12 protein-coding genes and 2 pseudogenes are annotated in these 12,588 nt (G+C 35.6%); 1 reads left to right on the top strand and 13 read right to left on the bottom strand.

Annotated features, from left to right (window positions below):
* Nucleotides 1-44: 44 nt before the first annotated feature.
* The 12 genes and pseudogenes from darH to flxA all read right to left on the bottom strand — a co-directional run bounded on the left by darH (nt 45) and on the right by flxA (nt 10,442).
* A complete protein-coding gene (darH, locus tag P5P89_RS09625; RefSeq protein ID WP_278011715.1) occupies nt 45-1,043 on the bottom strand; it encodes a BtrH-related acyltransferase DarH in 999 nt (332 codons plus the stop codon).
* A complete protein-coding gene (gene DarG, locus P5P89_RS09630) occupies nt 1,043-1,447 on the bottom strand; it encodes a flexirubin biosynthesis protein DarG (protein WP_278011716.1) in 405 nt (134 codons plus the stop codon). Before DarG ends, darH begins: the two co-directional genes overlap by 1 nt.
* 23 nt (nt 1,448-1,470) lie before the next feature.
* Nucleotides 1,471-1,935, bottom strand: coding sequence for a hotdog family protein (locus P5P89_RS09635; RefSeq protein ID WP_278011717.1), 465 nt, complete (start codon nt 1,933-1,935; stop codon nt 1,471-1,473).
* Nucleotides 1,936-1,941: 6 nt separating this feature from the next.
* Nucleotides 1,942-2,373: a hotdog family protein gene (locus tag P5P89_RS09640; protein ID WP_278011718.1), complete on the bottom strand. Its 432-nt coding sequence runs from the start codon at nt 2,371-2,373 to the stop codon at nt 1,942-1,944.
* Nucleotides 2,373-3,507 (bottom strand): annotated as a pseudogene (gene darB, locus P5P89_RS09645) (dialkylresorcinol biosynthesis protein DarB). The gene P5P89_RS09640 and the pseudogene darB overlap by 1 nt, the downstream one beginning before the upstream one ends.
* Before the next feature lie 17 nt (nt 3,508-3,524).
* A complete protein-coding gene (locus tag P5P89_RS09650) occupies nt 3,525-4,427 on the bottom strand; it encodes an NADPH-dependent FMN reductase family protein (RefSeq protein ID WP_278011719.1) in 903 nt (300 codons plus the stop codon).
* 52 nt (nt 4,428-4,479) lie between these two features.
* Nucleotides 4,480-5,361: an LpxL/LpxP family acyltransferase gene (locus P5P89_RS09655; protein ID WP_278011720.1), complete on the bottom strand. Its 882-nt coding sequence runs from the start codon at nt 5,359-5,361 to the stop codon at nt 4,480-4,482.
* A complete protein-coding gene (locus P5P89_RS09660) occupies nt 5,361-5,615 on the bottom strand; it encodes an acyl carrier protein (protein ID WP_025571909.1) in 255 nt (84 codons plus the stop codon). The genes P5P89_RS09655 and P5P89_RS09660 overlap by 1 nt, the downstream gene beginning before the upstream one ends.
* Before the next feature lie 3 nt (nt 5,616-5,618).
* On the bottom strand, nt 5,619-6,842 hold the full coding sequence (locus P5P89_RS09665; protein ID WP_278011721.1) for a beta-ketoacyl-[acyl-carrier-protein] synthase family protein: 1,224 nt from the start codon (nt 6,840-6,842) through the stop codon (nt 5,619-5,621).
* Nucleotides 6,843-6,860: 18 nt separating this feature from the next.
* Complete coding sequence (gene flxB, locus P5P89_RS09670; protein ID WP_278011722.1) at nt 6,861-7,592, bottom strand: flexirubin biosynthesis SDR family reductase FlxB; 732 nt, start codon at nt 7,590-7,592, stop codon at nt 6,861-6,863.
* Nucleotides 7,589-8,836, bottom strand: a complete 1,248-nt coding sequence (locus P5P89_RS09675; RefSeq protein ID WP_278011723.1) for a WG repeat-containing protein — start codon at nt 8,834-8,836, stop codon at nt 7,589-7,591. Before P5P89_RS09675 ends, flxB begins: the two co-directional genes overlap by 4 nt.
* Nucleotides 8,837-8,921: 85 nt before the next feature.
* Nucleotides 8,922-10,442, bottom strand: a complete 1,521-nt coding sequence (gene flxA / locus P5P89_RS09680) for a flexirubin biosynthesis tyrosine ammonia-lyase FlxA (RefSeq protein WP_278011724.1) — start codon at nt 10,440-10,442, stop codon at nt 8,922-8,924.
* A 101-nt stretch (nt 10,443-10,543) separates the two neighbouring features.
* On the opposite strand from flxA, the gene P5P89_RS09685 reads away from it, so the two are divergent.
* Complete coding sequence (locus tag P5P89_RS09685; RefSeq protein WP_278011725.1) at nt 10,544-11,794, top strand: NAD(P)/FAD-dependent oxidoreductase; 1,251 nt, start codon at nt 10,544-10,546, stop codon at nt 11,792-11,794.
* 21 nt (nt 11,795-11,815) lie between these two features.
* Here the strand turns inward: P5P89_RS09685 and P5P89_RS09690 are convergent.
* Nucleotides 11,816-12,420, bottom strand: a pseudogene (locus tag P5P89_RS09690) (hypothetical protein).
* Between the last annotated feature and the right edge of the window lie 168 nt (nt 12,421-12,588).

Here is a 12,588-nt window from a genome sequence, read left to right on the forward strand (position 1 = left end):
TTTTCGAAAGGGATTCTATTTTTATAATGGGCTGCAAAATATCGTTAGCTGATGGCTTTTTTTAGTTTTTTGAAAAAGATTTCTTCACGATTGGCGATGTCTAAAAGTTCATCGGCAATAGCGTTGTAGGCATCTTCTTTGGCACTTCTGTTTTTGTAAATTCGGGAAGCTTCAACGGCAAAATCACGCCATGAATCCCCAATTTGTGTCATTTCTTTTGAAAGCGTTTTTAATTCTTCATTATTTAAAATAACAGACGCTTCCTGTAAAAAAGCCGCATAAATAAAACGGAAACCACCGCCTCCGGTACCAATTTCTTCCTGCATGCGAACCATCTGAGCCAGATAATGATTGGCTTTTCGGACACCATGTTTCGCCGGCCATCTTCGGATTCGGCGGGATACAAATTTAATACCGCGTACACCCACGATTGGCATTGGTGCCAGCATAGTACGACACGTATCTTTGATTCCTTTGATGATTGCATTTTTGAAATCAACATTACCCGGAACCTGAATTGGATAATACATCTGGCCTCTTGGCGCAAAAGCTCCTTTAGCAAAACGAACTTTGTCCAGTTCATCGTGCGTTAAAGTCGTAACCGTTTCCATTACCGGATCACTGATCAGATAATCTGTTTCGGTTTTTCCGTAAACGACTAAATTGTGTGCGTTGAAATGAAAACGATATTCATCAGGAAAATAACTCAAATGATACACTCCGACTTGTAATCCCGTCGGGATATTATTTTTCAGGTTTTCCTCTAAAGCTTTATTCGCGCTAGCAACAGAAGAAAATTTTTGTCTTTTTATTTTTAAGTTTAACCGATTGGCGACTTTATTGAAAATCTGTCCCGGCAAGGTTCTGTAGCTTATTGCCGGAGCATGATTGACTTTTAAAAAAGGCAGATACACGAATAAAAGTCCCGAACCAATTCCGAAAACCATTGGCTCGCTGATATTGAGTCCACTGTTTTTTAAGAGGTTTGAAGCTACTCCGTTTTCACAATGAGCAGATTGGTGATGTGTAAAAGTAACTTGCATTATTTTGTGATACTATTTTTGAGTTCGGCAATTGAAATATCAAAAGCGTCAGCATATTTTTGTAAAGTTTTGTCGTTTAATTTGGCAAAAACAGAGGGTTTAAAATGTCTTTTTACGCGCCATTTCCACATGTCAACATAACCAGCAAGAATAGAAAGATCCATTTTATTGAGTTCCATGAAATAACAAATCGGACTCAACTCGCCATTCTGAACTTTTAGTCTTGCTTCTTCGGCACGTTCTTTTATGTCGTCAATCGCGTTTGAAAGTGCGATGGCTTTTGGTTCCCAGCCTGTACTCAAAGCGGTAGTATAATTACCGTTTTCATCTGTGGCATAAACGAGTTCCTTGAGATTTTTTTTGCTTAAATTTCCATCGTGCTGCGGTACATTTTCTTTTTCCATGACGGTTTAAATTTTAATTAGCATTATGTTGTGGCCGAAATCGTCTTTTGAATAAACAAATTAATTTCGCATTCTAAAAGTATTTTATCTTCGAGCAAGCTTTGACAGTTCATCGTGCACAAAGTATAATCATCGCCGATGAATTTTGAAACTAAAGTTGCTTTTGTAATAATGATTTCACCAACTTTTGGCAGTGAATGAATTTTCAGGTTTTTTATGGCGCTGATAAAACCCAGAACGCTGACATCCTTATTTTCTGTACCGTCTTCTTCAAAAAAATATTTCTTTCCAACAATTGAAGAACAAGTCTGAGCCGTATTTTCAATTAATCCGGCTTCAATAAAAGTACCATTGTCAACAAAAATATTATCTTCTTTAATTAGAAATTCGGTTTCGACAAAATTAGCATCGATATCCAAAATCAAATCAACCATCAGCATTGGAGCACGGTGAGGTAAGTAATTTTGAATGTCAATTCCCACTTTCATATCTTTTTATTTGGCTAAAACGGTTTTCATTTGTCCGCTTGCAATTTCTTCATTGTTTAAAAAAGTCACGATATCTACTAAAGTTACTCCCGCAAATTCCTGCAAAATCGTAACATTCGACTGAATGCTATCGTTAATTTGAGGCAATTTTTTAATCTGAATATCTTTAATAGAACCAATGTATCCGGTTGGAGCAGTTTCATTTTTCAAAAAAAACTGATAGCCGGTATGCAAAGCGACTGATTGCGCCATATGTTCAATTAAGCCTGCTTCTAAAAAAATGTTTTCTTCTAAAAAAATATTGCTGTCCTGAATTTTCAATCCAGAAACTAATCCTGTTTGTGAATATGAAAACATACAATCTATCATTACAAAAGGAAACTTTTGTGGAATCAGGTTTTCGACTGCTGCTTTTTCTAAAAGTACTGAGGACTCCATTAGCAAACGGTTAAATACGCATACGCAAATGAAAATCTTCCGCTTTCAGGAACTGAAAGTAAAATTCTGTCTCCTTTTTTTAATTTTCCGGAATTCATTAATTCTTCAACTGCGATATAAATCGAAGCCGAACCTACGTTTCCAACTCTCAGAAGGTTCATGAACCATTTTTTCTTCTGTAAGGACTATGCCTTTTTCATCCAGTCCTTTTTTTAGTCCTTCAACAAAAAAGTACGATGAAACGTGCGGTAAAAAGTAATCAACATCTTCGGCAGTAATATTGTGTTTTGCCATAGCATCGCTCATACTTTCGACACCTTTTGGCAAAATAAATTCGTCCAGTAATTTTACATCCTGTTTAACAGCAAATACGGATTCATTCAGCCATTGTTCAGGTGTAAAATCGCTCCACGGTTTTATATCGCCGTTTTCTAATTTATCACCTCCTGCATACATACAGGCTTCTAATTCGAAAGCATATGAATAAGCTTCCATCCATTCAATTTTCAACGAGATTTCACCGCCAGGTTTATTTTGAAGTAAAAAAGCACCGGCTCCGTCAGACAACATCCAGCGTAAAAAATCTTTTTTGAAAGCGATAATCGGCTGTTCTTCCAGATTTTTTAAGTTGATGATTTCGTTGTTGTATTTTTGTGCGGAAAGCCAGGTTGACACTTTTTCAGATCCTGTACAAATTGCGTTTTTAGAATTTCCGGCTTTTATAGAAAGAAAGCCATATTTAAGGGCATTCATTCCGGAACAGCAGATTCCCATTGAAGAATTTAGTTCAACCGATTTGTTTTTTAATAATCCGTGCACCATTGCTGCATGTGAAGGCGCAATTATATCTGGTGAAGAAGTCCCGCAGGACAAAACCTCGAGATCCTGATTTGTAAAGTTTTCATCAAACAGCAGCTCAATTGCATTTTTTGCCAGTTCAGCATTGGTGTGCGTGCTTTTGCCATTTTTATCAATGGCATAATATCGGCTTTGAATTTTATTATTGCGCAAAATAATACGTCTTGCCTTTGAGGCAGTATCATTTATCAATCCTAAATACTTCTCCATTTCATCATTCGAAACGGCTTCATTTGGCAAATACTTTGCGGCTTTTGTAATATATACGTCAAACATAATTTAATTTTCCTCTTCTAAACTCCCTGATAATATTGCGTTTCTTTTTTTATGGTTTTTAGCTTAAAAGGATAGCTAATGAGGTGCAATATATACACTATTGGCGAGATTAACCATATCGCTAAGAATAAATAAATATAAAATATTTTGAGAAGCTGTTTTCTCTTTTTCGGATTCTTATAAATGAAGTTCGACCACTTGTTAAAAATTTTGTTGGCTGTTTTGTCAACGGTTACCAAATAAGGGCTAATCCGTACAGCATCAGCAGCTACTAATTTGGGCTGTAAGTCATTTAATTTATTCTGATGGAACTGGGAAAGAATGGTTTCTCCAAATTTTGTTGATTCCTGAATGTCTTTTTCAGAAACGCCCGGCAACGGAAAGAAGCCTAAATATTTCTTTTTTACTCCGGAAAACATCCATTCGACAATTGTCAGGACGCTAATTAAGTTGCCAACACGGTCGACCAAAGCGATATTTCCAACCAGTTGAGCGTTGGATTCTCTTAGCAGGACCTTGATTTTTTCCTGAGCCATAAACCACATATTACGGGAACCATTGATTGTAACTACAGGAGTATTATTCAGGATTTTTTTCCCTTCTTCACTTCTCAAAAAAGAATTTATAGGAATGGATGGCGATAAATACCAAACCTGATAGTGAAACAAAACCAAATCAAATTTGGTGTTCAGAATTTCATTAGGAACAGGTTTTAATGTTGTTGGAATCTGTAAAAAGGACTCCGGGAAAGCATCAAAAAAGGAGTCTTTGTTCCACGGAAACGGGAAAGGTTTTTCTAATTTTATTTCATGAAAAGTTACTTTTATTTCATCTGAATTTAAAAAGGGTTTTGCAATATTTTGCGCAATCGACTTTAATTGTCCCGATTGAGAATAAAAAATAACAAGGACATTTTTCATTTTGGTTTTACCTTAGGTTGCAGGCAAAAATAGTAAATTTATTGAAACGGATTTATGGTTTCAGATCATTCCAAAAATCGAAATAATTGAACCATTGCAACGGATATTTTTGTAAAATAGTTTCAACACTTTTTATATATTCTTTCAGTAATCCTTTTTCGTCCCTATGTTTAACGGTGGCTTCCCTGGCGTACAAATGATAATGAAGGTTTGGCTCTTTCATTACATAAACAAAAACTACCGGAACTTTTAATCGGGAAGCTATTAGAAATGGGCCTGCAGGAAAATTAGCTTCTTTTCCTAAAATAGTTTCAGAAAGTGATTTGGTGCCTTCAAAATAACGATCGCCGGTAAAGCAGATTAGTTCGTTATTTGCAAGAGCCGCATTGATCTCAAAAATATGCGAGAGATCTTCTTTGATGATAATGAATTTTACAGCAGATTTCTGTGTAACGCTTTCGAGATAATTCTTAATTGCCGAATGTTCTAAATCGGTAGTGACCAGATTGATTTGGAAATCAAGATCGATGTCCCCAAAAAAGTGTTCCGCAATTTCAAAATTTCCAATATGCGCGCTGATTAAAACACCGCCTTTTTTTTCGGCTAAAAGCCTTTTAAGGATTTCGATTCCGTCAAATTCATAGGTGAATTTATTTCGCAGACCGGCTGAAATAGAAACTTTGTCAATGATGGTCTGGCCAAAAGTATAATAGCTTTTGAAAACCATTTTTTTTGACTGGAAATACGAATATCGAAGTCTTTCTTTAAAATAATAAGAAATAGCCTTATTGCTTTTCTTTAAAAATAGAAAGTAATAAGAAGCGACAAAATACAGTAAAAAATAAGCAGATTTAACACCCGCTTTCCGAATTAAAAAAACGAATATTCTATAGCCTAAAACTGTTCCTTTTGATTTGCCGTCCCATTGACTCATTAAGCAGTTTTAGCTTTTAATTTGGATTCGATAAGGTCATAAAAGTTTTGAAAAGTAGCGATTCCGACAAAATCCACTTCCACCAGTTTAACACCAAAGTTCGATTCGATTGAAACGACTAAATCAACGTAATCTAAACTATCCAGCCCAAGTGTATCTTTTAAATTAGCATCTGGTTCAATTTCGTCATTGTCAACTTCAAATTCATCAACCAAAAAACCATTAATTCGTTCTATAATCTCTTCTTTATTCATTTTTCATTTAAACTTTTTAACCACCAATGCAGAATTGGTTCCTCCGAACCCGAAAGAATTGGACAAAAATATATCAAATTTTTTGTTTAACGTACTTTTAACTAAATTTAATTTTGAGGCATCTTCATCAGGCGTTTCCAAATTGATGTTCGGAGCAATGAAATCGTGCTGCATCATTAGAATAGAGTAGATTATTTCACTGGCGCCGGCCATCCAGCATTCGTGTCCGGTCATTGATTTTGTTGAACTTACAGGAGGATTTTTCTCACCAAAAACTTCAAAGATAGCTTTAGCTTCGTTTGCATCACCAACAGGAGTTGAGGTTGCATGTGCATTTATGTATTCAATATCTGATGCTTTTAAGTTTGCCTCTTCAAGGGCTCTTTTCATTGCTGTAGCCGGTCCTTCGACATTTGGAGTCGAAATATGTCCTCCATTTGATGAGAATCCGTAGCCGGAAACTTCGGCAATAATGGTAGCACCTCTTGCAATGGCAGATTCGTAACTTTCTAAAATTAAAGTCGCACCGCCGCCACTCGGAATTAATCCGTCACGACCTGAATCAAAAGGTCTTGACGCTTTTTCAGGATCACTTTCTCTATTCGAAAAAACACCCAAACCGTCAAAACTACTCATCGCATATTTGTTGATTTCCTGTGCGCCTCCTGTAATTATTATATCCTGAAAACCGCTTTTTATTAAAAAATAAGCCAGTCCAATAGAATGAGAACCGCTCGCACAGGCTGCACTTACAGTTAAATTTATACCACGAAGTTTAAAAATCGTTGAAAGGTTCATGGTAACCGTAGAATTCATTGATTTGAAAATCGCTCCCGAACCAATTAATGCCGTATCTTTTTTTTCTCGAATGATGTCTGTTGCATCTATAATGGCCTTAGAAACGCTGTCGTTACCGTACATAATGCCAACCTCGCGATTATCAAAAAATGCATCGTCGATATTGGCATTTTTCAATGCTTCGATAGTGGCCATATAAGCATATTCGGTTTCTTCACCAATGCTCATACGCTGTCTTCGGTTTAGTAAATTTTTCAGATCCGGTTTTGGTACCATCCCGGTCAATGCAGACTGGAAACCAAATTCTTTTCTTTCAGCATCAAACTGAATACCGGATTTTCCTTTATACAAGGAATCTTTAACTTCTTCAAGTGAAGTTCCGATGCAGGAATAAATTCCCATTCCAGTAATTACAACTCTCCTGTTCATCTTCTTTAAAGTAATTTTTTAAGAATATATTCCACCGTTTATGTTGATAATTTCGCCGGTAATATAACTCGATTTTTTTGAAATCAAAAAGCTTACCAAATCTGCAACTTCTTCTGCTTCGCCAAAACGATTGACTGGAATTAATTTCAATAATTCTTTTTCATCTAGCTGGCTTGTCATATCTGTTCTGATAAAACCCGGCGCAACTGCATTTACAGTAATATTACGTTTTGCTACTTCCTGAGCCAAAGCTTTTGTAGCAGCAACAATAGCACCTTTTGCAGCAGAATAATTGGTTTGCCCGGCTGTTCCTTTTACTCCGGAAACAGAAACCATATTTACGATTCGGCCATATTTATTGCGAAGCATCTTCTGAATAAAAAATTGTGTTACATTAAAAAATCCGTTGAGACTTGTATTCACAACACCGTTCCAGTCTTCGGGAGTCATCCACATAAAAAGACCATCTTTTGTAATTCCGGCGTTATTTACAATCGCTTCAACAATCGCTTCGGGATTGGCTTCCTGCCATTTTGTTAAAACAACTTGTACTTCTTCAAAATTAGAGACATCAAATCCGAGAATTTCTCCGGTTGCGCCTAATTTTTGTACTTCCTGAAGCGTTTCTTCGGCAGCAGTTTTATTTGAATGATAATTAATCAGAATGTGATAATTAGATTCGACAGCTAATTTTTTACAAATAGCGCTACCAATTCCTCTTGAACCACCTGTTACTAATACACACTTCATATATGTGGAATTTTATTTTTTGTTATAGAGATAACTTTATTATTTCTTTTTTTGGGAGCTGATTTTCCTGCAGAATTTGTCGATTTGGTTTCTGATTTAGGTTTTTCAGCAGGGGCATTTCTTTCAGCGGATTTAGAAAATAGTTCAGCATTTTCAAACCACTGATTACTTAATACGGTTCCGTCAGGTTTTAGAAATCCCCATTTTCCTTCATTTTTTACTCTTGCAAGACCATCAATGAATCCCTTGTCCTGCTGAACAAAAAGGGCAGCTATTCCATTTGCAGTAATGCCGTATTGGGTTGGGATGATTAATTTTCCACTTTCATTAATGAATCCCCAATTGCTTTCTTTTACAGGAGCGAGACCATTTGAAGTGAAAACTTCTGCATCACTATATATTGGCGGAATTACAAATTCTGCTTTTGGATTAATATAACCCCATTTTGAACCTACCAGTACTGGTGCCAGATTTTTTGAGAAAGCTTTTGCTTTATCATATATTGGCAGAATAACCCAGTTTCCTTTTAGATCAATGAATCCGATTTTTCCGTTTTTTTTGGCAAATGTCAAATCCTGTATTTCAAAATCCCAGATTTTTTCGGCACCATCAACTGGAATAAATTTCCCACTGCTTACGATTCCAAAAGTTTTGTCTTTTCTGGCCCAGGTTGTGTTTTTAAAATAATTCCCTATTTCAGCATAAGCAGGTTCTACCAATTCTTTTCCGGCAGTATTTATAATTCCCCAGTTTTTGTTCAGCTCAACTCTGGCATAACCGTTTTCAAAAGGTTTGATCTGATCGTATTTTGGTTCTAAAACAACAGCCATTTTAGAATTGATTAACCCAACTTTGTTTCCTTGTTTTATAAAAGCTACACCATCATTAAAATCATATAATTTTTCAGAAGCAGGTGCTTTTAAGATTTCTCCTTTTGTATTAATATAAACCCAGTCTTTATCTTTTTGTACGATTGCAATTCCGCTGTTAAAATCTTTGGCATTTTTAAAATCTGCCGGAATTATCCAGGTTCCTTTTGTATCAATAAAACCCCATTTTCCATCTTTTTCGACAGCAGCCAGACCTTCAGAAAAACTTTTGGCAGATTTGTACTGAGGCTCAATCTTAAAAGAACCGTCTTTAGCGAGATATCCAATTTTTGAATTCTTTTTAACTAATGCCAATCCCTGACTATTAACAAATTGAACACCTGCCAGTAACAAAAAAATAAATACTTTTTTCATGATTTTAAAATTCAATGTTTAAAAATATAAAAGTTAAACTCGTTGGGGCATAAAATTTTAAATACACTAATTTCTGTATAGAATATTAACTGTTGATCAAATAATCTTTTACTTGCTGAACAAAAGGATACATGACCTGATCTTCTTTAAATGTTGGAATTATTTTTCGAACATCATCATACCATTTTTTAGAAACAGATGAAATTTTATCTTTTTGTTGTAAATAATCAATGGCCTGAACAATGGTAATTAATTCGATTGCCAATACTTCAAACGCGTTTTCGATAACTTTTGAAGTAATTACAGCCGAGTTGGTTCCCATGCTTACAATATCCTGATTATCGTTGTTGTTTGGGATACTATGAACATACATTGGGTTTGATAACATCTGGTTTTCGGCAGTGGTTGAGGTTGCAACGAACTGAACGCCCTGCATTCCAAAATTAAATCCTAAGGTTCCTAAATTTACAAACGGAGGCAGTAATTCGTTAATTTTTGAATTTAATAAATAATTCAATTGACGTTCTGCCAGCATTGTTAATTTGGTAATCACGATTTTCAGCTTATCCATTTCAAGCGAAATATAATCCCCATGGAAATTTCCTCCGTGATAAACGTGCTGGTTTTTTACATCAATAATCGGATTGTCGTTTGCCGAGTTAAATTCGTCTTCTAAAATGGAAGCAACATTATTAATCGTTTCTAAAACCGGTCCCAAAATCTGAGGCACACATCGTAAAGAATAATACTCCTGAACTTTTTCTTTGAAGATTTCTTCGGTGTTTTCACCGGAATATAAATGGTCTTCCCTTTTACGGATCAATGTGCTGTCAGAAAGGTTTTGGCGCATTTTTAAAGCTACTTCCTGCTGTCCTTTATGACGTTTGGTCTGGTTTAATTCTTCAGAGAAATGATCGTCGTAGGCCTGAACCAGTTCGTTTATCGCACATGAGGCTTTTAAGGACCAGTCTAATAATTTATTGGCATGATGCACATTTACAACGCCAATTCCGGTCATAACCGAAGTTCCGTTTATTAACGCAAGACCTTCCCTGATCTCAACCTGAATTGGTTTTAAACCTTCGATTTCAAAAACTTCGGTAGTTGGTCTTCTTTCTCCTTTGTAAAAAACTTCGCCTTCACCAATTAAAACTAAAGCTAGGTGAGACAATTGAACTAAATCTCCACTGGCTCCAACACCGCCGTGTTCAAATATAAGAGGAGTGATATCTCTGTTAATTAATTCAGCCATTAAATGAATAACGGAAGGATGAACACCGGAATTTCCTAATGATAATGAGTTTAAACGTGCTAAAATGGCTGCTTTTGCACAAACAGGACTTAACGGTTTTCCTGTTCCTGAAGAGTGGCTTCGGATTAAATTATATTGCAGCTGAATCTGGTCAGACTCTTTAATTCGATACTGGGCCATGGGACCAAAGCCCGTATTTACACCGTATATAACTTTGTTTCCTGAAAATTCTTTTAGGAAATTAAAACTTTCACTAATGCGGTTTAGAACTAAATCGCTAATGACAACTTTCTGGTTTCCAAATATAATAGCCTCAAATTCGGCTAAACTTAAATATTCATTAATTGTATTCATTAAACTCGTTTTGATTGCGCTAATTTAATTTTATTTATCAAAATAAATGTAGTTATTTTGATGATGGCAAATGTAAGTTAATAAATCAGAACATTTCTATTATGATAAAGGAGTTTGTAGACGTTTTAATCATAGGGGCAGGACCATCAGGATGTGTTTCGGCATCCTATCTTCATATGAATGGTGTTAAAATAAAAGTTGTTGAAAAAACGAAGTTTCCAAGACTAGTTGTAGGTGAGAGCCTTATTCCGAGAGTGATGGATCATTTTGCGGAGGCTGAGCTTTTTGAAAGTTTAGATGCGATGAATTTTGAAAAGAAATTAGGAGCCCGTTTTATAAGAGGAGAAGAAATTTGCGTTTTTGATTTCAGCCAGAAATTTGGTGAAGGCTGGGACTGGACCTGGCAGGTGCCAAGAGCGGATTTTGATAACACAATGGCACAGGAAGTAATCCGAAAAGGAATTGATCTGGAATTTGAAACAGAGGTTCTGGAAGTTTCCTTTGAAGGGAAAAATTCTAAAACCATCGTAAAAGATAAAGATGGAAACCTAAAGGAAATCCATGCGAAATTTATTATTGATTCCAGCGGTTACGGACGTGTGCTCCCAAGGCTTTTAGATCTGGATACGCCTTCGAAACTGGATCCACATTCGTCTATTTTTACTCATGTAAAAGATATAAACAGAGAAGAAGGCGAGGAGGGAACACAGATTTCATTCGACATTCTCGAAACCGAAGTCTGGCTTTGGGTAATTCCGTTTTCGAATGGAAATACCAGTTTAGGAGTTGTAGGACCAACCGATTTTATCAATTCGCTTTCAGAAAATAAAGATAATGCGGAGGCTTTGCGAAATGCCATTCAGAAATCCGATTATTATATTAAAAGATTTAAAGGTACTGAATTTTTATTCGAACCTGTAAAACTGGAAAATTATTCAAGAGCCGTAAAAAGAATGTACGGAGACGGTTTTGCTCTGACAGGAAACAGCTCCGAATTTCTGGATCCCGTATTTTCATCCGGAGTCGCTTTTGCAACTGAATCCGGAATGCTGGCAGCAAAATTATACCTGAAAGAAGCACAGGGAATTCCTGTTGACTGGGAAGTAGAGTTTACGCAATATATGAAACGTGGTATTGCTGTTTTTACTACTTATGTGCAGGAATGGTACACAGGAAATCTTCAGACGCTGTTTTTTCATCAGCCTGAAAATCCGGATGTGAAAGAAAAAATATGTTCAGTTTTAGCTGGTTATGTCTGGAACGAAGAAAATCCGTTTGTTAAGAAACATGACCACGTTATTAAAAATATGGCCTATTTACTCAATATGCAAAAAGAACAAAGCCCTGAATAATCAGGGCTTTGTTTTTTACTATTATTTGTAGGCTTTCTTTGCAATTAGTTTGGCAAGTGATTTGGCTGTTTTAGCATAACCTTCACCGATTCTTGATTCATTGCTAAAATTGCTTCCCCATTGATCTCCTGGTGCTTCTTCGCTTGTAATTTCGAGTAAAACATTTGATTTATTGGCTGTTTCAACAAATTTTAAATTGGTCGAAACCTTTGCAGGCTGTTTCATAATCGAGACATCCCAACCTGGATATATCCATGTAGTTTTTACGATTAGAGTGTAAGGTGTTGTTAGCCCTTCCTGAAAGGTCAGGTCTTTTTTTCTTTTTGCAACACAACATTCATTAATTCCAAAAATTTAGGAGTCCAGATTAATTCTTTGGAAGAATTCCATTTTTTTTGCCAGATGTTACCATTGCCTTTGTGTTTTTCATTTAGCTCGGCAGTTCTTTCTTCTACATACTGTTTTTCAGTTTTATTTTCTTTCATCATAGTGAAGGAACTGTAATCAAACTCTACGTTAACTTCTTTTTGTGTTTTTAAAAAATCAAAATTTCCGTTTACAACTTTCATGTCCTGAGCAAATGTAAATCCTGAAACGAATAACAATGCCAATAGTATTTTTTTCATAAATTAAGGGATTAGTTTAGGTTTCAAATGTAAATATTTTTTTAAATAACAACCAGTTTTTTCAGGATTTGTCTAAATATTTTTTAATAAGATTATTTTCAATTTCTAATGAAAGGTTAAGGATTATGTTGTTGTATTTTAATGTTTTACATGGTATAGCATGAAAAT

Origin of the sequence: Flavobacterium gyeonganense (genome assembly GCF_029625295.1) — a bacterium.
Taxonomy (GTDB): Bacteria; Bacteroidota; Bacteroidia; order Flavobacteriales; family Flavobacteriaceae; genus Flavobacterium; species Flavobacterium gyeonganense.